Source organism: Paenibacillus sp. OSY-SE, from assembly GCF_000283315.1.
GTDB classification, from domain to species: domain Bacteria; phylum Bacillota; class Bacilli; order Paenibacillales; family Paenibacillaceae; genus Paenibacillus_B; species Paenibacillus_B profundus.
Map to the genome: position 1 here is coordinate 15,629 of NZ_ALKF01000146.1, position 20,530 is coordinate 36,158.

The following is a 20,530-nucleotide window of genomic DNA, read 5'->3' on the forward strand; positions in this document are numbered from 1 at the left end:
AGATGCATACTAATCACAGCAGGAGTTGACAAACATGCCAACACGAAAAGGATGGAACATTCGCTTTGCCAACATGTCGCTGCAAATCAAGCTGCCGCTGCTCATCAGCGCTTTAGCCGTAGTTATGTTAGTTGGAACCAGCTCTCTATTATTTTGGTTCAGTTCGGACTTGCTCTTGAAGGAAAGCAAGAACAGCATGCAGCTCAATGCCGATCGCATTGGAGAAGGCTTATGGTCAGCAGTGCAGCTCGAAGAGCAATCGATTTATCTGGGCTCGATTCATCGCACGTTTGTCGATTTGCTGCAGCTGCGTGCGAAGAATGAGTTGCCTGAGGCTGATTTTTTCTCGAATAACAATCCTCTCTTTGTAAAAGCCAATGAACTGTTGGCAAAAAGCAGCCAAGGCAGCCATGGAGTCGAAGCGTTTCAAATTATCGATGCCAACGGCCTCGTCATTGCAAGCTCGAATCAAGACGCCCTTCAGCAAAATCGTACAGACCGCGAATATTTCACAGCGGCCATGGGCGGGAAAGCATTCATAAGCGATGCGATTATTTCCAAGAGCACGGGCAATCAGGTCGTTGTATTCGCTCAACCCATTCAAGCGGAGGATGGCGGTGTGAAGGGCGTCTATATTGCAACTGTCAGCACCTCATTTTTTGTGAACCAGTTGCAAGATGCCGGCAAAGCTGACCAAGGAAAGATCTTTATTACGAGCCGGAACGGAACGGTCATTTACCATTATGCAGATAAGAAAATGGAGGGGCAAAAAGTAGAATCCGCCAAATTTGCCGGAGTGCTGGGCAGCGCGCCAACAGAGGAAATATTGCGCGGCGATATCGACGATCCAGACAACTATATTCGTTACACGAAGATTCCCGGTGCCGATTGGGTTGTAGTCGTGCAAGACAGCTACGAAAACATCAAGCGTCCGCTCAATAAATTGCTGCTGAACATTAGCATCATTACCGTGGTGGCATTGCTGCTTTTCTTGGGAGCAGGTCTGTTGATCTCCCGCTCGATTACCAATCCGATTATCAGATTGACCGGGCTGTTCAAGAGATTGGCTGCAGGTGACCTGACGGTTGTGGCCGCCGGAAAATATGAGAGTGAATTCAAAGACTTGGCGGACAGCTTTACGGTGATGGTCGAACAGAACAAACGCCTTATTGCCAACATGAACAACTCGATACGGCACTTGAATACCAGTACGAACGAACTGGATTCCGCTTCCAAGCAAACCACGCAATCCATCCACGAGACGTCCCTCACAACGATGGAAATTGCAAAAGCGATGGAATCGCAAGCCCAAGATACGGAGCATATCGTCAACAAGTTCAACGGGCTTGGCGAGAAGATCGTCTACATAAACGGGACGGCCATGTCTGTGAAGGAAAGATCCGAGCAGATTATCGAAGTGTTTCATACCGGGAATCAAGTGGTGGAGAACCTTATCCAGATCAACGACAAAAATGAAGTAGAGGTAGGCAAAATCGCCGCCATGACGCAGAAGCTCGAAGCAAGCTCCAAACAGATCGGCATGATTACGGAAGCCATCGCGAAGATTGCGAGCCAAACGAATTTGCTGGCGTTGAACGCTTCGATCGAAGCCGCGCGCGCCGGAGAGCACGGCAAAGGGTTCGCCGTGGTCGCTGCAGAAATTCGCAAGCTGGCGGAACTGAGCGCTAAGCAATCCAACGACATTAATGCCATCATCGAGCAGAACTTGCATCTGGTCGATGAAACCAACCATAGTGTGCAGGAGCTGCAAGAAGTATCTGCCAAGCAGGACGATTATGTCGGCCAGACGCAGCAATCCTTCCAAGTTATTTTGGAGAACGTCATGGATATATCGGAGCAAATCAATGGCATGGCGCAAGAAATGGCCGATATGGAGCAGGATAAGGACGATGTCATGGAGTTGGCCCAGAACTTATCGGCTTCGGGCGAAGAAGTGTCGGCTTCCGTGCAGGAAGTGACAGCGACCATTCAGGTGCAATCGGCCATGGTTCAGCAACTTTCTGACATGATCGAGAAAATTGACAATCTGACCAAAGAGCTGAGAGAAGCAGCTTCGAAATTCAAAACCGAATGATAACGGGATACTCCTTGATAGGATTCGTGAATTATAGAGCATCCGCTATACCAAGGTATAATTTTTAGTTTCCAATCAGTCTCCCCTTCGGTCAGTAACCGCGATGCCAGCATTGTCCAGATGCGCTCTATGGTATGGTCGAACGGTTGATGAATATACGAAGGGGAGCGTCTTCAACTGCAAATATACATTTGAAAATTCCCTTTTTGCGCCTTTCGTCACGCTGGACTGCAAAAGCGCAGTTCATTTTCGCGTAATCGCACCAATACGGGTAGCCGGCTCGTTTTGAACTGAACATTTGCATTTCAAACGCCAAAAAGGGCGGGATTTCGCAAAATCAACTGCACAAATGCAGTTCGTATGTTCCATTCGACCCTTGTCCAAGTCGAAAAGCACAGTTTCGAATTAGTTGCACGTTCTTAAGGTCGACTAAATTGATTAAACAAAGCTCTTGACAGACCACCAAAAAAGACCACATTGGCGGCTTGCGCCTCTGTGGTCTCTTCGTCTTCTTTTCATTGAAATAACTTAACTAAAACCCAGCATTTCTACATAGATTACTCTACAATTTTTTCAATAGTAGGTAAAATCGCAATTGGTGGAAGTGACTTAGTCATTGCTTTGAAATAGACATTCAATCTATCTCCTACTACATATGTTCCATCTTCCGGAATAGGGACAACTAATATTTTGCCTTGATCGACTAGCTCTCTCCAATCTCCTTGCACTGCTTCTTCTTTTGTGGGAGTATCTGCAACAGTCATATACTTGTCGCCAACGGACATGATATATCCAGTAAAGGGTGATTGTTCTTGTGTCTCGACAGATGATGTAGAAGTGCTCTTCGGTGAAGAATCAACTGAATGCGCATAAGCCGGTGTGAATCCTACTGTAAATCCTAAACCTAAAGTAAGAATGGTTGCTACAGCTACTACTTTCTTTTTTGTGATCATAGTCATGAACCTCCTTGTAATTTTTGGTTACATTTCCTTATTTCTATTATACAAGCAATAAGTCCTTTATTTTACCATATACTTCATAAATTTGTCACAAAATAATAAAAAGAGCACTTAGGAATAAGCTCCTACGTGCTCTTAAACAGATGGGTGTCAACGCCGAAAAGGATTATCCCTTCCCAATGGGAAAGGGACTGGCTACTTATTCATCCCGTTGAGGAACATTTCGGTATAGATGGACGCGACCTCGGCATCACTCATCGGGCCATCCGGATTAAACCATGTGTAACACCAGTTGCAAGCGCCGAGTACACTGAACGTCATCATATCTGCCGGTAAGTCATCGCGGAACTCTCCGCTTGCCATTCCCTGTTCGATAATAAATTGAAAGTTGAACCGGAACTGGTCCCGCTTTCCCGTCATGTCGCTCAGATCGTCGCCTGTAATATGGAGCAGTTCACGGAAAAAGATTCTTGCGCTTCCTCCCCGGTCTCTAATTTGTTGAATCAACATCTGGATGACATCAGAAAGCTTCTCTTTCCATGATTTGTCCGGCTGCTCGATAATGCGGCGCTGCTGCTCAAGGATATGGTCAATGTACTGCAGATGAATTTGCGTAAGCAGTTGTTCTTTGCTGGTAAAGTAATAGTAGAAGGTTCCTTTTGTCACGCCCAGCGTATCGACAATGTCCTGAATCGACGTTTCGCTGAATCCTTTCTTTTCAAAAAGCGCGATGCTGTGCTTGATGATTCTATCTTTCATGGACGGCTCCAAGCGGGATTCTCCTCCTCATGTCGAATGAACTGTTTCTATGTTATCTTGAAAAATGGAGACATGTAAAGGAAACAAATGGGACTAAGAAGCCAAACTTGCAAGCAACGTCCTCTTTACATGGAATTAGCGCCTTCTTTTTTCGCTTTATCCCACGCTTCCTCCTGCAATTTGCGCCATAAAATTTTACCGCTGCCGGTTATCGGAAGCGAAGCAACGAACTCAACGATGCGGGGATATTTGTAGGCTGCCATATGCTGCTGCGCCCAGCTTATAATATCGCCCGCTTCCACCGTACCGCGCTTGTCTTCATACAGGACGACGAAGGCTTTGATTTCCTCGCCCTTTCTCTCATCCGGCACACCGATGACACAAGCTTCTTGAATAACCGGGTGCTTGTAAAGAATCGATTCCACCTCCGTTGGCCATACCTTGAAGCCGGAAGCGTTAATCATGCGCTTCACACGATCGACGATGAAGAAGTATCCTTCTTCGTCATATCGCCCGATATCCCCGGTACGGATAAACGGTTTACCGTCCACTTCTATGAAAGCTTTCTTTGTGTCCTCCGGATTATTCCAATACCCTTGAAATAATTGCGGTCCGTTGATAATAATTTCCCCTACTTCATGAGGTCCTTTCTCTTCAAGCGTCACAGGGTCAATGATGCGGGAGTCCACGTCGAACGCCGGGATGCCGAGACATTGCAGCTTCGGCCGATCGATCGGATTGCAGTGCGTTTGCGCCATCGTTTCCGACAGACCGTATCCTTCTACAAACCGAATACCGGTTGCTTGGTGCAGCTTCTCGCCGACGGCTTCCGGCAGCCCCGCTCCACCTCCGTTAATGACCGTAAGCGAGCTGATGTCGTACTGATGCAAGCATGGATTGGCCAAAAAATCAATGATCATCGTGCTGATCCCGGTCCAATGCGTACACCCGTAGCGTTCAATCAGCAGTGCTGCCGTATTTCGCTCCCACCGCGTCATAATTACCATGGTGGAACCGATATAGATAGGCACATGCATGCTGTGAATCATTCCGCTCACATGGAATAACGGAAGCGTCGCCAATCCCTTCGATTCAGGCGTCAGCGCGCCCCAGAATGCGGTTGATATCACATTGGCCTGCACCGACTTGTGGGTATGCATGCAGCCTTTCGGTTTGCCTGTCGTGCCGGAAGTGTAAGGCAGAACCGCCAGATCACGCGCCTCCGTCTTCGGGAAAGGCCGCGGTTCGATTGCGGCCGCCATAGCTTCTGTCCATGGAATGACTTGCGAGGATGCCGCTTCGAGCCGCGGGGCCTTGCAGATGTCCGGCACTTCTGCGCCTGCGATCTTGCAGTAGTCGGAATAAGTAGCGAGAATAATGCGTTCCAGACAGCTGGACGCAAGCAGCGGTTCGATACGCGGATACAGCTCCTGACTGACCAGGCCGACTCTCACGCTGCCGTCTTCGATAAAAAAAGACAGCTCTTCCGTCAGATTCATCGGATTGATCGGCACGACGATGCCGCCGGACCGCAAAATCGCATAATAGGAGATAATGAATTGAGGGCTATTCTGCATGTACAACAGCACACGATCGCCTTTCTGAACACCCAGATGGAGCAAATAAGCGGCCATGCGGTTTACTTCTTCCAGTAAAGTTCGATAGGAGAAAAAATTATCATAATAAATGATGGCTGTCTTATCTGGGTAGCGGCGGGCGGTAACTTCCAAATTGTCGCTCAGCGTCGTGTCCGGAACCGAAAGTGTAGCAGGCATGCGCGCAGGCCAATATGCAAAATAGGAACGTATCACCAAAAATTCGCCTCCTCATTCATACGAATCTCGAAATCTCTGGAACTGCCAACAGATAGAGCCGTTCTGCTAGCGGCCTTTAAATGACGGTTGCCGCTTTTCTGTAAAAGCCTGCACCCCTTCCCGGTGGTCTTCGGTCGTAACCATCATCGCCTGTGCAGTCCGCTCCCGCTCAAGAATATGATCCAAGCTGGACGCTAATGACTGATCGGCAATTTTTTTGATCATGCCATATGCCTTGCTAGGCCCGTTCGCCAACCGGGAGGCGTACTGCATGGCACCCGCTTCCAGTTCTTCAAGCGGATACAGCCGGTTGACGATGCCAATGCGGTGCGCATATTCCGCCTCAATCGGCTCTGCGCTGAATAACAGCTCTTTGGCCCGGTGTATTCCGATCAAATGCGGCAAGAAGAAGAGTCCTCCTCCATCAGAAATCAGTCCCACTTGAGCAAAGCTCATCGTAAATTTGCTGCCATTCCCCGCCAAAATCAAATCGCACGCCAATGCCAAGTTAAAGCCCGCACCAGCCGCAAATCCATGCACAACCGCAATGACAGGCTTCTCTATTTCCTTGATTAATTGGATTAACTTATTGAGCTTCCCGATATGATCGTATACGTTCTCTGGGGTTGCATCGCCCATCGTCTTCACGTCGCCGCCCGCACTGAAGGAACGTCCCGCACCCGAAATGCAGATGACCCGAATGTCCGCGTCCGCTCTCGCCTCTTCTAACGCCTCGATTAATCCCAGAATCATCGGCGGACTGAACGCATTCAGCGCCTCCGGACGGTTTAATTTCAGTGACAGGACATGCCCATCCTTATGTGCCAGCAAATGTTCGTTACCCATATTCGTTCATACCTCCTTCGTTTCATTTCTTTCGCAAGCAAACCTCGTATCTCTCAAAAGCGCCGTTTGGAATATGCATTCATCGCTTGCATCCTGCCCATCTATGTTGGACAACGCGTTTGCCTACCGCTCCCGTCGTTCAGTCTGCCGCAAAGCATGCGCAACCAACGCTTGCACGGTTTCATTGAAGCGGGCAAACCGCTCATCCTTCGTCTGCCCCTTTTTCCAACGGTAATAAATTTGCTGACAGATGACGGCAAGCTTGAAATAAGCAAACGTCAAATAGTAATGAACGTCCGACACATCGCGTCCGCTTCGGGTCGCATAAGCCTCCATGAATTCATCCCGCGTCATAAATCCCGATCGAATCGTCAACGGAAGATGACCCAAGCCGCGCAACAGCTCCGGCGGGTCATCCTGCTCGAACCAATAACTGAGCGCAGCACCGACATCGGCCATCGGATCTCCAATCGTCGCCATCTCCCAGTCGAACACGCCAGACATTTCACTTATATTGCTGCCGGAGAACATCACATTGTTCAGCTTATAATCATAGTGAATGACAGTCGGATCTTGTGAAGCCGGCAGTGAGTCGACAAGCCACTTTTTAAGCTGCTCCGCTTCCTGAATCTCCTCTGTCTTCGCCCGCTCATACCGTTCCACCCAGCCATGGACTTGCCGCCGCATAAAGCCGTCCGGTTGGCTGATCGCTGTCAGGTTCGTCTCTTGGTAAGGCACCTCATGCAGCTGCACGAGTGTTGTCACCATCGTCTCGGAAATTTTTCTCCCCAACTCGGGCGTGTATTCCACATGTGGCGGAAAGCTTCGATCCAAAATGACTCCGTGCCGCCTCTCCATAACGAAGAACGGACTGCCGATAACCGAGATGTCCTCGCAGTATAAATACGGACGGGGAGCGAGCGAAAAAAATGGATGCAGCCGGTCGAGGATTGTGTATTCGCGCTCCATGTCATGCGCTTTGGGCGCAACTGGACCGAAAGGAGGACGACGCACAACCGCCTGCCACTCTCCCATGCGAATTTGATAGGTTAAGTTGGAATGACCCGCCCCGAACTGTTCGACTTCCATCGAACCGCCAGACGGAATGTCCAGATGATCCCGCAAATACGTCTCAAGCGCAGAGAAATTCAGTTCTTCGCCCTTCCGAACGGGAATCGTGTCCTTCGGTAATGCATCTTGCTTGGACATCGTTTATGTAAGCCCCCTTATCGTATGATTACTTTCAAACCGTGGTCGAAGAAATGCCGCCGTTTTCCAATACGAAGCTACATTGCTGACATGCCTCCATCAACCGTCAGCACTGCGCCAGTCATGTAGTTGGAAGCGTCTGATGCCAGAAATACGGTGCTGCCCTTGAGATCGCTATCAGAGCCGAGTCGCCCCAGCGGAGTGAGGCCGAGAATTTGTTCGCTTCCATGATGAAGTATCTCCCGGGTCATCTTGGTCGGGAAAAAACCGGGCGCAATCGCATTAATGTTAATATTATGCTTGCCCCACTTGACCGCCAAATCTCTCGTAAACGCGATGACCGCTCCCTTGCTCGCGCTGTAGCCGACAGCGTCCAGCCATTTCGGATCGGTTCCGCTTAGCCCCGCTATGGAAGCAATATTGATAATCTTGCCGCCGTTCTGTTCGATCATGACCCGGCCAACCGCCTGCGACATTAAGAACGTTCCGGTCACGTTAATGTCCATTACTTTATTCCAGGCTTCCAGCGGCATATCGACCGCGGGCGCACCCCATGAGGCGCCGCTATTATTAACGAGAATGTCGATGCGCCCGAACGTTGCTGCCGTTTGTTCCACAACTCGCCGCACATCTTCAGGATTTCTTACGTCGCAAGCCATAGCCGCGCATGACACGCCCGTGTCCTGTTGAATCCGCGTTACGGTCTCCTCGCAAGTCTCCACATTCCGCGAGCACAGGACAAGATTGGCCCCTGCTTCGGCCAGCCCTTGGGCAATCTGTGCCCCGAGCCCGCGGCCGCCGCCAGTAACAATCGCGGTTTTGCCCGTCAAATCAAATAATTGTTTGGCGTTCATCCTCCGTACCCCCTTCATCTACGACGCCGATATACAGATCCATTTAGACCGTAACCGCTTTCAAGTTCTCGTGTTTTCTCAGCTCAAGCTTGGCGATAGCGGCTTTGTGCACTTCGTCCGGGCCGTCCGCCAGACGCAGCGTTCTCGCATTGGCCCAATGCGAAGCGAGCGGGAAGTCTTCGCTGACACCGGCGGCGCCCAGTGCCTGAATCGCCCGATCCAGCACCTGCAACGCCATATTGGGCGCTACCACTTTAATCATGGCAATCTCCGCCTTAGCCGCCTTGTTCCCGACCGTGTCCATCATATAAGCCGCTTTCAGCGTCAACAGACGCGCTTGCTCAATCTCAATGCGCGAAGCGGCAATCCAATCTTGAACCACGCCCTGCTGGGCAAGCGTCTTGCCGAATGCCGTGCGCTGCCGCACGCGCTTGCACAGCTGCTCGAGCGCACGTTCCGCCGCACCGATCAGGCGCATGCAATGATGGATTCGTCCCGGCCCCAATCGTCCTTGCGCAATGGCAAATCCCTTGCCTGCTTCCCATAGGATCGAATCGGCGGGTACGCGCACCTGGTCATACTCGATTTCCGCATGACCGTGCGGCGCATGATCATATCCGAACACTTGAAGCATGCGGCTGATCCGGACACCTGGCGTATCCATGGGAACCAGAATCATCGACTGCTGCTCGTAGAGCGGCGCGCCCGGGTCGGTCTTCCCCATCACGATCGCCACCTTGCAGCGCGGGTCGCCCGCACCCGAAGACCACCACTTGCGTCCGTTCACGACGTACTCATTCCCTTTACGCTCAATTGTCGCTTCGATATTCGTCGCATCCGATGACGCGACATCCGGTTCCGTCATCGAGAAGCATGAACGGATGTCCCCTTCAAGCAAAGGAATGAGCCATTTATCCTTCTGCTCCCGAGTACCGTACCGAACGAGAACCTCCATATTTCCCGTATCCGGAGCTGCACAGTTGAATACTTCGGGCGCGATGAGCGAACGGCCCATAATTTCGCACAACGGCGCGTATTCTAAATTGGTAAGACCCGCACCGTATTCGCTGTCCGGCAAGAACAAATTCCAGAGTCCAGCTTGCTTGGCCTGCTGTTTCATCTGCTCCATAATTGGCGGAACCGTCCACCTGCTGCCGGCCTGATGCAACTGCTCTTCGTACGTCTTTTCATTCGGATATACCACTTCATTCATGAATTCCAGCAACGATGTCTGCAAGGACTGCACCTTCTTGGAGTAATCAAAATTCATACGAATTTCCTCCCTTCGCTCAACATACTGACCGGATAGTATGTTGACGTTATAATCACTATAGATTAGTTTTCCAAAATATTCAAGAGATTCCTTGTTCCAAATCACGCACCGTTTCTCTGTCACGTGACGCTCTTCTCGACTGAATATGTACCATGGGTGAGCCGCTGGGAATAGGCGATGCGTGCATATACGGAGGGGATTTATTTCGATAAACTGAACAGATTTAACGATGAAGAGTAACACAGATCTAAAAAACGAGCGCCTCCCATTGAGAGAAGCGCTCGCCGTGTAAAACTTATTCATTTCTTGCTATTGCCTTTCGTCTCCCGGAGAAGATTCTCACGTATAGTACTACATGGAGGCCGGTGAGCTTGCCTGTACTTTCTACCATTATGGAATCTGCCGACGTTATGGAAATAACATGTAAAATACGCAAACACCACTTGTTCGAGTTACACCAGCCCCAGTTTCAATTCTCATAGGTACGTTCAAAACCACCTGGGCAGCTCGCCCCGGCATTGAAAAGCGAAGTTTCAAATCCTCATAGGTACGTTCAAAACCAAATACAAACGCAACAAGAAGGCTAAAGCATTCTAGTTTCAAATCCTCATAGGTACGTTCAAAACTATATTCCGTCCTATTGAGTTCGTTAACAAGACGGCGTTTCAAATCCTCATAGGTACGTTCAAAACCGACTCAATGGAAGCTTAACAAAAAGCCAAGATTCAAGTTTCAAATCCTCATAGGTACGTTCAAAACGCAGTCAGTGGTAGCCAAACAGTACGGGGTGTCTCATGTTTCAAATCCTCATAGGTACGTTCAAAACCCCTTCAGATGCGATAGCACTCTGCTGGGCTTATCATGTTTCAAATCCTCATAGGTACGTTCAAAACGACGGTGCGCAGCAGGAAGCGGAACAGACTGTGGAAGTTTCAAATCCTCATAGGTACGTTCAAAACACGTTTGGTTTTCGTCAGAAACACATGGGAATAACTTGTTTCAAATCCTCATAGGTACGTTCAAAACCAAAATAAACGCCGAGGCTGAAATGGCACATGATGGCGTTTCAAATCCTCATAGGTACGTTCAAAACTCCAAATGTTCGCGGAAGGGGAGCCGGAAGCGACTCCGGTTTCAAATCCTCATAGGTACGTTCAAAACATGGTAATGCGCTATATTGGCCTGAGGGGACACCGGTTTCAAATCCTCATAGGTACGTTCAAAACTGTGACGCTTGTGCGGAGGTTAGAGGCGTTATAAAGCGTTTCAAATCCTCATAGGTACGTTCAAAACCATGAATTGTATAACCTTCCAACGAGTCAACCTGAAGGGTTTCAAATCCTCATAGGTACGTTCAAAACTCCACGAACACTATGGCCCACCCCTTCAACCACAGTAGTTTCAAATCCTCATAGGTACGTTCAAAACTATGGCCCAGAAGTACAGTCGGGTGTTGTTGTGGTTGTTTCAAATCCTCATAGGTACGTTCAAAACGCGCGTAACGAACGCGGATGGTTAACGAATCCAAGCAAGTTTCAAATCCTCATAGGTACGTTCAAAACCGCAGTGATATCGGCAGTCCTTAACGCTCATCCCGAGTTTCAAATCCTCATAGGTACGTTCAAAACCCAAAAAGTGCTGGCTCACGCTGATTCTATCAAACAGCCATTACTTTCACAAGCCAAGATTATCAATTCCTACAACATCAAAAACAATAGTAATCCCCCTCATTTTACTTCATTTTTCTCTCTATTCCTCATTTTTTCATTTTGTCGTCGATCCCCCGGTTTTTTTGCGCTATAGGGGATCGACGACAATTCTGGCTAAATAAAAAACTCGTCCCCTCCCTTCTTTAAACCCATTTCTTCCCGTTTAGAATATTTTTGCGTTCGAAAAGTATAAAAAATGACAGAGTCCTCAGTTGGGTCCATTAGGTTTTCCAATTCCATTTTAAGCTTCACGTAATTGGCTCCAGATAACTCCCCTTCAAATACCGAATTTTGAACCCAATGAAGGTACTTCCTTACGATTTTAACTGCCTTTCCCACTCGCTTTTCATTAAAGTCATAGACTAAGATCACAAACATATGCTCACCTACCACAATGAATGATAAGGGATATACTTTTGTTCACCAAGAAAATGCTTTTGCAGCTTATACAATTCTAACCTTATCAATCGACGATAGGAGACCGATTTGCCTAAATGACGGTGACTTACAGTCGTCTGCATTCGCTTGTCCAGTTCTTGGGCAAACTTTCTTCTCCCGTCTTCCGTCAGCATAATGCCGTCTGTATGCTCATCAAAGTCTTTCTTGCTCAACATCTTCTTATTCACCATCGTAAATATAAGCCGATCCACCATGATAGGTTTAAAAATCTCGGCCACATCCAAGTTTAAAGAAAACTTGCGAAAATTCGTAGCATGCAAATATCCGATTCTCGGGTCGAGAAATGTTTTATAAATTTCACTCAATACAATGGTATAACAGATTGAATTTCCGAAACTGATCAGAGCATTCAACCGATTTTGTGGTGGCCGCTTCGTTCGTTTTTCAAAGATAAAGTCCGGATCTCCCATAATGGAATCAAAGGCTTGATAATACCGTTCGCGCGCGTGTCCTTCAACTCCCATCAGTTCTTCAACACTGACTACCTCATTAATTTGTTGCGCATGCCCGGATATACTCATGATGAGTTCTTCGAAAAAATGCTTGTCATCGCGCCTGCCGCCATAGTATTTTAATACTTGCAGCAGCTGTCCAATAGAACCCTTTACAAAGGTCCGCGCCAACTCCAAACGCAAGTTCATATCTATATAATGCTCCACTTGCTTTACGATAAGATGTCCCGAATTATAATGCTCACGCGGATAAAAAGTACCGATGTAATAACCATAATGATTGAAATAATGGACCGCAATTTCTTTTTGCGATGCGAATTCAAGAAAACGTTTTGAAACGTCTACCTCTCCAAAAATAAAAATATCGTTCGTATCTTCCACTGGAATATATTTTCTGCGCGATTCCGATTCAAAGTACAAGCTATTGTCTTTTCTTCGCAATTCGCCATTTTGAAAAATATACAATGACTTTTTCATTTGTCATCCCTCCGCCCAGCAAAATTCCCGATATGCACAATTACGGCAAAATCCAATTTTTTTCGGAGCCGGTGGTATCGGATTTTGCGAAATAGCTTGTATATCCTTTACGGCAACTTTTAACTCTCGGATTGCGTCTTCCGTCAACTCAACATTTTCCTTACGTTTTTCTTCGGGAAAGAGCAGCTCTCCCCTTGCATCAATTCCCATCTGCTTCAAAGTGTATAAGTAATAAAGAAGCTGATAGCGGGAGCTTGTCAGAAACTTTGACGACTTTTTTATTTCTCTGACAACCAGTTCCCCTTTTTCACGTTTCAGCCGATCCATTTTTATCGAACCTACCGCTACTTCCTTCTTCTCTCTCCCGTAACGGTATTCATGAATAAAGCGCCCAATCTCCACATTTTCATCCTCTTCGTCCGGAACAATTTGGTGCATATTGAGCCACGCTTCCCGTTTGCATATAAAGTAGTACCAAATATCCGTTCCGCCTACCGGCAGGTCTGAGTTCACGGCACTTCCTCCTAAATGAAGTTGTCAAACTGCTCGAACTGTGTGCGAAGGCCAACTTGCGAATCATATACCTCTGTTCCATATAGCATAGGTATTCGGTGCGTCAAAAAATCCTCCTTGCTTGCCACCTTCAGTGCCTTCTTGACAGGCAAATTTAATACATAATAATTGAATAGAATCATAAATTGCTTTTGATCTTCGAACGTCAATCTTTTCATATATCCTTTGTCCGAATATCGCTCATAGATATCATCTGCATGGTACAGCTTGAATTTCTTCTGTAAAATCGAATACGACTTCGGCAGCAACTTTTGCTCTTCTTCATTCGGGTTCCACGGTACAAAAACGGGCAACGTCAGCATGCTTTGATCGAAGGGTTGAAAACTCGATAGTTTCTCCCATTCTCCCTCATAAGCATCGCGTATATATGCCATAGCCGCTTCATACGTATTGTGTCGGAACATTTCTTCATAATAATTTTGGACTAATACCGTAAGCTCCGATTCCATCCACATGGATTGTTGTTGCAGCAATTGATCCGTGATCTGCTGCAGCGGCTTAGGATATACAAGGCTACGCGTATCCCTCATGCCTTCCCGATAAAACGGGAAGATCGAAACTCTACCGAGAACTGTGCCCTCCAGATGGCGATTGACACGTCCCGCCGCCTGAACAATCGAAGGCATAATCGGCAATGCTCTTGCCACATGCTGAAAGCTGACATCTACCCCCGCTTCAATAATTTGGGTGGAAACAACATACAATGGCTGCTTACGATTCTCATTTATTAACTCTCGTCTGATCGTTTCAATTGCTATTTTTTTATGAAGGGGGATCATTAAGCCATGGAGCAAATACACATCTTTCGCCTCCATGTTTCGATATACCCGGTATGCATCTTCGATCGTATTCAATATGACCGCCTGCGAGGAGACTTCTTTTTCCTTCATGAACGAAGCCAATGAACCTTCATTCTGAGCCTCTTCTACAAATAATTGATACCGATCATGGTTAGAAGATGCTTTAACTTGAAGATTGACAGGCTGCTTGGACAGCCCATATTGAAAAGGAGGCATCGTTGCAGACAAGAAAATGACCTTAAGGTTCATAAGCTCGGTCAAGGCTTCGAGTCCACACAGAAATACATTCCATACATCGGGATTCAGAATTTGGGGCTCATCTATGATAATGACTGCATTTTGCAAAAATGTCCTTCGCAATACATCTTGTGATTGCTTAGGAAACAAAGCCTTTCCGAACTGATGAAAGCTGGTGCAAACGATAGCATGCGCCCAGGATTCTACGGCCAATTGGCTTTTGCTCATCCTTTGATTGTGATTGTCCTGCTCCTCCAGTAAGGCAAGAGAATGATGTTCTAATGCTTTTTCTTGCATTACTTCTTCTATGACAACACTGGTCTGTTCAATAATGGACAAATAGGGTCCAACATACACAATCTTTTGAAATTGCTGCTGCTCACCGAACCACGAGGCAATTTTCATAGAGGTAATCGTTTTTCCGTATCCGGTAGGCATTTGCAGCGTAAAGAATCGCCCTTCAGGATGCTGCAGCAATTGTGCCATGATGTCCTCTTGCGCCTGTATTCGTATCACGGACATTGAATCGTCTTGTTTTCGGCGGCAGTAGTCATCGATCAGCTCTTGATGTTGATGGTGCGCATTGGTATCGAACCAGCTAGTATTCACCTGCTTCACATCAAAACGATCACCTGCGATCAAGCTGGTCGTGATCTGCCGCCACTTTTGAACACTCTGCATCAGTCGGAGCGGACGCCAAGCTCCATAGCCGATTTGCAATGCGTCGAGCGCCTCTTCTACGGCTTCCTCTGCATCTTCTTTCAGCCATGTTTTCAAACTGTCTGCATTGATCTTGACAGCAGATAACTTACGATATTGCTCATGAATAAATACCTCTATTCCCGTTAGATCAAGTGCTGTCCAATCATAGTCTTTAAGCCAGCTATCCTCAGTTAAATTATGCAGTCGACTATGATGATCCGCGATATCACGCACAAGCCATAGCCACTCTATGCAATATCGCTCCCACTCCCCCATGCTCTGGAGCATATGGTAACCCAGATACGAAAAGAAGAAGGCCCCGCAGGCAGAATGATTGGGGCCCTTCTTCGTCTTTTTGCAAATATAGTCCTGCCACTCGACATGGCACTTTGCGATATCATGGCATATCCCAGCCAGTCCGGCTAAGCGTATAAGCGCATCTGGTTCATTATTCAGAAACCTTTCTACCGAGCGCCTGACCTGAATTAAATGCTCGCCTAACAAAGATCCCGGTCTGGCAATGCATTGTCCAAAAGGAACTATACGAGACATACCGCTTCCCCCTTGATCACGAACACGCCGCAATCCTCATCGGCATCTGATTGTTGCCGGAATACGATCGGCCCGCCATCCTTCTCGTAGATGTATGATATGGACTTCTCGAATGTCCGATTCCCCAAATATTCCTTCATAAAGCCCCCTGCACGACTGTACGTTGACCTGGTCTCGGTTAACATCAAATCCTGGATAAGCGTCGTCGGAACAGCAGTATGTGTCGTAACCATATCTTCATCAAAGCGCTCCACCTGTGGCTCAATCGCAACCAGTCGGGGGAACGTCATCGCAAATGCGACACCCAAATACGTCGGATAAACGGAATGCCCCTGCTTCAATTTATCCTCAAGCCGATCAACATACTCATCGCCAGCGTAATATACGCGGTAAGCTGGATTGACTAGCAACTCCATCGTTGTTGGACGATTAAAGGTATTGCCGGCATCTTTTCCTAACATGGACAGTTGCTGTGCCGATGTGCGCACCGGATGCAGAAGCTGTATGCCGACTCGATCACTAGTGACAAAGTCGGTTATGCCAATCATCGCGCCTACCATACCTTTTACTGCTGTAGGAGTGATGAACGGGTACGTCAGATGAGTAGCCGTCGTATCCGGTCGCCGAAAATGAGCTATAGAGCCCTTCACGTCAAAAATAACTGCTTTCATCATCATCGCCTACCATAATGGTTGTAAGTACGGGGTTATATCGCTTTCTACACACAAAGAAGGATGAATCCAAATCCGGCAACGCTCAATTTTCTCTTTATATTGCTCAAGAGTGCGAACCAGCTCAGATACGTCCAAGGTAATGTCCTTCAGAGACGATGGTCGGCGGCCTGTCTCTCTCCATGCCTCTTCTCCTGGTTGCAGCGCAATCAAATCTTCCAAATATCCGATCCGGAAAAATGGATCTTTATACTCCACATGCACCAGCATTAGAGGCTGCTGCTGCCCCCGGCCACGTGCTTGACGATGCTGCGTGCCCTGCCATAATCCCTTGAGCAGCAGTTCCTGATCGTCCACCGTCATCCCGGTCTGTTCCGCATTTTTGGCGTTAATGACGCCTGGCATTGCAAATACAGCAAAAGGAACGATATAGCTTGTCCAAATCGTGCCTTGCGTTTTTCCTTCTTCTCCATCTTTGGTATCGGAACTTGGCATCACAACAGTACCTTGAATATACTGACTATCTACTGGATGAAGCGAATGCGCCCAACCGAACTGCACAGGCCCCGTCAGATGGAACTTAGGGGTGACGGAGTATACGATCCCGAATGTGCGAGCATCGAAGCTGTGTTCCAGCAGCACCGACTTCATTTGATCCTTTGCTTCATTTTTCTTATCCACTTGCGAAGCAATCCACTCTGCCAAGCTTCCCCGTCCAAGCAATTTTCCCTTTTCGTTAACCTTCCCCTGCACAAAAATATAATTACGCTGGCTTGCCCCTCCGTTCGGTTCTGCCTCCAACACATAATCGCGTACATCGCGTTTGATACTGACATCACTCAGTGAGATTCTGCCGTCTTCCTCCGGGAACAGTCTGCGCGCGTCGCTATCCTGCAGCGGATCGCGATTCGGGATTCCGTCCTTTACCGATTTGACGAACAACAATTCACCATTATGCACTGCCATCTTCTTACTCCTCCTCTTTCTTGTACATCAGATAACCCGACCAGAAGGCGGTCATGAACTTGTCTTTGTCTGAATGGAGCGTATGCGTTTGTTCGGCTTCCAAGAAGCCGAGCAATACTTGCGCCAGAACGGGCCGGAAGTTCTTCCCGAGCCCCATGTCCCGCTGTTCTGCCAGTTCTTCGCAGCGAAGCACGCCATATTTCCATATCATGTCCGGCGTAAGCTTGCTGCCGAACTTCATTACCCGCTGCTTCACAAAGTCTTTTCCCGTTTTCCTGTGATAGGAATGGGAGAACTGCTTTAACAACAATCCCGTCACAAATCCCAACTCTTCGGCCAATTGCAATTGAGATAATGAAATTTCTCCGGCGTGATAATGATCAATGAAACGCTCCCAATCCGCCAAGGTATTCACCCTTTCATTGCTTTGTAACACTTCTTCTTGATATCGTGCATAGAACGCCAGGAAGCCATGATGGAACACCAGTTCCTCCCGCATCCCCCATTCATCTTCTTTCAGCGCTAATTCCAATAGCTTGATGCATGTATTCTTGTATAGGCGATGTACCGTGATCGGCTCACGGTGCAGCACCGTTTGAAGACTGCTCCATACGTAACCCGGGCCGTATGCGTTCGCCAATAGCGAAGGCAGGGAGCGAAGGCGATGATACTCCTTGTCTGTATTGCACCTTAACGCTTTAACAATGGGAAGAAGTTCTTGGCGATTCAGATCTTTTATTATTTTTTGCAGCAAAGCCGCTACGCTCGGGACAACGTCTTCAATCACTTTGCGAATATGCATATTGCCTCGCGATAAATCACCGGAGTAATATACGATCATCAGTCGGTGCTCATCACTCATTTGAGGTATGAACTTATGGATGCCTGCCAATAGTTCAAGATGAATGTCATCGTCGCTTTTGTCTGATTGATTCAAAATACGTTTGTACTTGTAATAAAGCTGTTCTACGTCCCCCTCTAGAAGCGGAAGCACGAACGGAACCCCGAATATCGGCTCAAAGCTGGAATGCTTCATATGGCGTTTCGCTTCCATGCTCGTTACCGGAGCAAACATTTCTTTGAGAATCGCGCTTGTCACCGGAACGGTAATCTGCTTCAGGAACTGCGTCCCGTATAAGAAAGCTTCGTAGCTGACGCGATCAACCTTAATTCCGCGTATCCACTCGTCTTTCCCCCAATAGATGGAGCGAGGCATCTCCCATGTTGGTGACATCCACAACCAAAATTTATTGTAAATCGAAGCGACTTCTTCCTCTTCCTGATTTGTGAACGTTGAGATTGCGTTGTTTGCGCTGCCCAATGACTTTGCTTCCGTGAATTTTGCTTCGATGATGCCCGCAAGTGCTTGATCTCCATCAATATGAAGCTGTTTGCCAAGAGATAAGCGGCTCTCTGCTATCCACAGGTACCGATCGTCCTCGCTCCTCTTGTCTAATGAGCGATAGACAGACAGGCTATGATCATATATGTATAAAATGCCAAGCTGTTTTTCTTGTTTGATGAACTGTTCAAAATGAGGGGCTATACTTGCAGCAGAACGTCGCGCAACATCCAGCAGTTGCTCTTCGCTTCTCTGTCTGAACGAAACCGTATTCTTTAATCTAGGGAAGATCACATCCACCGCAAACGATTCCGGATGTTCCATTGCATGAATATGTGCTTCATACATGAGATAACAGGGAACCGGATATATCCCTTGTGCGTGAAGAGGATTCCCTCCGTTAGGATAGAGGATGGGAAATGCAATGTTATTTATCTTGTTCGGTACGAAGCTTTTGTCTTCTATATCTCCTATCTGTATGAAGTGAAATGCCGTGTTGTCCCCATCCAGCTCAATAAGGAATACATGTTGAAAGAAGTTTTTGCAATTTTCACTGTCAACGTCGGTCAACCATCGGATGCGCTGTTGGTTCGGCAAATCGCTTTGTACGATAGGTCTGCCAATGCGAATGATGGATTCAGCCAACATACTGCTCACCTCCTATAAATGACGAACAATTTCATAGAGGCCATGTCCGTTAGAGTAATACAATAAAGTCTATTTACTTTAAAAAAGACCGCTGAATAGAATGAAACCGTTTTCGAAAGAGATTTACAAAGAAGACTTGTTTTGCAAGCAGAAAGCCTTAATAATTAATTCTTCCCAATCCCTAAATATAGTACCATCATACTATTTGGAATTACTTTTTACTATCGTCGTAGCATTTTTGACGAAAAATTGCAAAATATCGTTTGTACCCAAAATAGATATCGTTTTCAAACATAATTTAGAAACGATTATTTACCAAGCAATAGATTACCCTTAGCAAGCTTTCATTTTTCTCACGCAGTTCCTTGATTTGATGTTGCAAGCCACGGATAACTTTATGATCAGCCTTTATTTTTCCTTCGACAATCCTTCTTTGGTTATCATCCTTTTTATATGTAGATCGCCAATGATACAAGGTCTTTTCTGGTACTCCAAATTCCCGTGCTACCTGCAAAATTGGCTGATTTTCCTGGCTAATCATTTGTAATATCTTCAGTTTAAAACTTTTTTCATATCTCCTTTCCATAATAGATCACCTCTTAGTCCCAGATTAAAATCTTGTTAGATATTTTTTTATGTATAAGAATATTATAGGTCATTTCCATATTTTGCGTCAATAGGGATACTCTTTTGTAAACATCATTGTCACTAGGGCGAGAGCTATGAAATCCGTATTTAAGATTCCGCACATCTTTCCGACTTGGAGAATTAACAAAACTGTATTCTAAGTTGTGTCCCATGCTGATTTGATCATTCTTGTTGCAGCTCTATCAAAGGCTATATTCCAAATTTCTGAGCCGATCAAAGCCCTCAACCAGGCTTAAAACCCAATTATGACTAGATGGCCCTTAGCTCACTTGCAACTTGTGGAAGAGATCCAAAGGCTATAATATTGGCCATTTTCCAAAGTCACACCGCTTTCTAAAAATAACAAGAATGGAAGTAGAATCTGGAAGTTTCATGAAAATATCTTCATTTCACTCTACTAACTAACTCAACTTTCGCAGAGCCGAACACGGCTTAGTTGTTTGTTCTGTATGAACCTAGACTAAGTTAAATATAACTCTTGAAAA

At 46.9% G+C, this 20,530-nt stretch carries 16 protein-coding genes and 1 CRISPR repeat array; of the genes, 1 reads left to right on the top strand and 15 read right to left on the bottom strand.

The window, feature by feature from the left end; genetic code table 11:
• Positions 1-34: 34 nt before the first annotated feature.
• The gene (locus A372_RS0104250) at positions 35-2,095 is read left to right on the top strand and encodes a methyl-accepting chemotaxis protein (protein ID WP_019419600.1); all 2,061 of its coding nucleotides are present in this window, start codon (positions 35-37) and stop codon (positions 2,093-2,095) included.
• 557 nt (positions 2,096-2,652) lie between these two features.
• Here the strand turns inward: A372_RS0104250 and A372_RS0104255 are convergent.
• The 15 genes from A372_RS0104255 to A372_RS0104325 all read right to left on the bottom strand — a co-directional run bounded on the left by A372_RS0104255 (position 2,653) and on the right by A372_RS0104325 (position 19,983).
• A complete protein-coding gene (locus tag A372_RS0104255; protein WP_019419601.1) occupies positions 2,653-3,048 on the bottom strand; it encodes a DUF3221 domain-containing protein in 396 nt (131 codons plus the stop codon).
• A gap of 201 nt (positions 3,049-3,249) precedes the next feature.
• Entirely contained in the window at positions 3,250-3,813 is a 564-nt protein-coding gene (locus A372_RS0104260) for a TetR/AcrR family transcriptional regulator (RefSeq protein ID WP_026010894.1), read from the bottom strand.
• A gap of 125 nt (positions 3,814-3,938) precedes the next feature.
• Positions 3,939-5,624, bottom strand: coding sequence for a long-chain fatty acid--CoA ligase (locus A372_RS0104265; protein ID WP_026010895.1), 1,686 nt, complete (start codon positions 5,622-5,624; stop codon positions 3,939-3,941).
• 69 nt (positions 5,625-5,693) lie between these two features.
• Positions 5,694-6,473 carry an enoyl-CoA hydratase/isomerase family protein gene (locus A372_RS0104270; RefSeq protein WP_019419604.1) on the bottom strand — a complete coding sequence of 260 codons (780 nt, stop codon included), beginning with the start codon at positions 6,471-6,473 and terminating at the stop codon, positions 5,694-5,696.
• 123 nt (positions 6,474-6,596) lie between these two features.
• On the bottom strand, positions 6,597-7,682 hold the full coding sequence (locus A372_RS0104275) for a phosphotransferase family protein (protein WP_019419605.1): 1,086 nt from the start codon (positions 7,680-7,682) through the stop codon (positions 6,597-6,599).
• 77 nt (positions 7,683-7,759) lie between these two features.
• Positions 7,760-8,536, bottom strand: a complete 777-nt coding sequence (locus tag A372_RS0104280; RefSeq protein ID WP_019419606.1) for an SDR family oxidoreductase — start codon at positions 8,534-8,536, stop codon at positions 7,760-7,762.
• 43 nt (positions 8,537-8,579) lie between these two features.
• Positions 8,580-9,806 (bottom strand): acyl-CoA dehydrogenase family protein, encoded by a 1,227-nt coding sequence (locus A372_RS0104285; RefSeq protein WP_019419607.1) that lies wholly within the window; start codon positions 9,804-9,806, stop codon positions 8,580-8,582.
• 468 nt (positions 9,807-10,274) lie between these two features.
• Positions 10,275-11,437: a CRISPR direct-repeat array (repeat unit 30 nt; unit sequence GTTTCAAATCCTCATAGGTACGTTCAAAAC).
• A gap of 195 nt (positions 11,438-11,632) precedes the next feature.
• A complete protein-coding gene (gene cas2 / locus A372_RS0104290; protein ID WP_019419608.1) occupies positions 11,633-11,896 on the bottom strand; it encodes a CRISPR-associated endonuclease Cas2 in 264 nt (87 codons plus the stop codon).
• A gap of 8 nt (positions 11,897-11,904) precedes the next feature.
• Positions 11,905-12,906 (bottom strand): type I-B CRISPR-associated endonuclease Cas1b, encoded by a 1,002-nt coding sequence (gene cas1b, locus A372_RS0104295; RefSeq protein ID WP_019419609.1) that lies wholly within the window; start codon positions 12,904-12,906, stop codon positions 11,905-11,907.
• A gap of 3 nt (positions 12,907-12,909) precedes the next feature.
• Entirely contained in the window at positions 12,910-13,419 is a 510-nt protein-coding gene (gene cas4, locus A372_RS0104300; RefSeq protein WP_019419610.1) for a CRISPR-associated protein Cas4, read from the bottom strand.
• 11 nt (positions 13,420-13,430) lie between these two features.
• A complete protein-coding gene (locus A372_RS0104305; protein WP_019419611.1) occupies positions 13,431-15,770 on the bottom strand; it encodes a CRISPR-associated helicase/endonuclease Cas3 in 2,340 nt (779 codons plus the stop codon).
• The gene (gene cas5, locus A372_RS0104310; RefSeq protein WP_019419612.1) at positions 15,758-16,441 is read right to left on the bottom strand and encodes a CRISPR-associated protein Cas5; all 684 of its coding nucleotides are present in this window, start codon (positions 16,439-16,441) and stop codon (positions 15,758-15,760) included. Before cas5 ends, A372_RS0104305 begins: the two co-directional genes overlap by 13 nt.
• Before the next feature lie 9 nt (positions 16,442-16,450).
• Positions 16,451-17,407: a CRISPR-associated protein gene (locus A372_RS0104315; RefSeq protein ID WP_019419613.1), complete on the bottom strand. Its 957-nt coding sequence runs from the start codon at positions 17,405-17,407 to the stop codon at positions 16,451-16,453.
• Between the two features lie 4 nt (positions 17,408-17,411).
• On the bottom strand, positions 17,412-19,397 hold the full coding sequence (locus tag A372_RS0104320; protein WP_019419614.1) for a hypothetical protein: 1,986 nt from the start codon (positions 19,395-19,397) through the stop codon (positions 17,412-17,414).
• A 298-nt stretch (positions 19,398-19,695) separates the two neighbouring features.
• Positions 19,696-19,983, bottom strand: a complete 288-nt coding sequence (locus tag A372_RS0104325; protein ID WP_019419615.1) for a transposase — start codon at positions 19,981-19,983, stop codon at positions 19,696-19,698.
• Between the last annotated feature and the right edge of the window lie 547 nt (positions 19,984-20,530).

Coding starts and splice junctions, on each gene's coding strand:
- A372_RS0104275 (WP_019419605.1), bottom strand. CDS start 7,682: ATGTCCAAGCAAGATGCATTACCGAAGGACACGATTCCCGTTCGGAAG.
- A372_RS0104270 (WP_019419604.1), bottom strand. CDS start 6,473: ATGGGTAACGAACATTTGCTGGCACATAAGGATGGGCATGTCCTGTCA.
- A372_RS0104325 (WP_019419615.1), bottom strand. CDS start 19,983: ATGGAAAGGAGATATGAAAAAAGTTTTAAACTGAAGATATTACAAATG.
- cas1b (WP_019419609.1), bottom strand. CDS start 12,906: ATGAAAAAGTCATTGTATATTTTTCAAAATGGCGAATTGCGAAGAAAA.
- A372_RS0104305 (WP_019419611.1), bottom strand. CDS start 15,770: ATGTCTCGTATAGTTCCTTTTGGACAATGCATTGCCAGACCGGGATCT.
- A372_RS0104280 (WP_019419606.1), bottom strand. CDS start 8,536: ATGAACGCCAAACAATTATTTGATTTGACGGGCAAAACCGCGATTGTT.
- A372_RS0104320 (WP_019419614.1), bottom strand. CDS start 19,397: ATGTTGGCTGAATCCATCATTCGCATTGGCAGACCTATCGTACAAAGC.
- A372_RS0104315 (WP_019419613.1), bottom strand. CDS start 17,407: ATGGCAGTGCATAATGGTGAATTGTTGTTCGTCAAATCGGTAAAGGAC.
- cas5 (WP_019419612.1), bottom strand. CDS start 16,441: ATGAAAGCAGTTATTTTTGACGTGAAGGGCTCTATAGCTCATTTTCGG.
- A372_RS0104255 (WP_019419601.1), bottom strand. CDS start 3,048: ATGATCACAAAAAAGAAAGTAGTAGCTGTAGCAACCATTCTTACTTTA.
- A372_RS0104260 (WP_026010894.1), bottom strand. CDS start 3,813: ATGAAAGATAGAATCATCAAGCACAGCATCGCGCTTTTTGAAAAGAAA.
- A372_RS0104250 (WP_019419600.1), top strand. CDS start 35: ATGCCAACACGAAAAGGATGGAACATTCGCTTTGCCAACATGTCGCTG.
- cas2 (WP_019419608.1), bottom strand. CDS start 11,896: ATGTTTGTGATCTTAGTCTATGACTTTAATGAAAAGCGAGTGGGAAAG.
- A372_RS0104285 (WP_019419607.1), bottom strand. CDS start 9,806: ATGAATTTTGATTACTCCAAGAAGGTGCAGTCCTTGCAGACATCGTTG.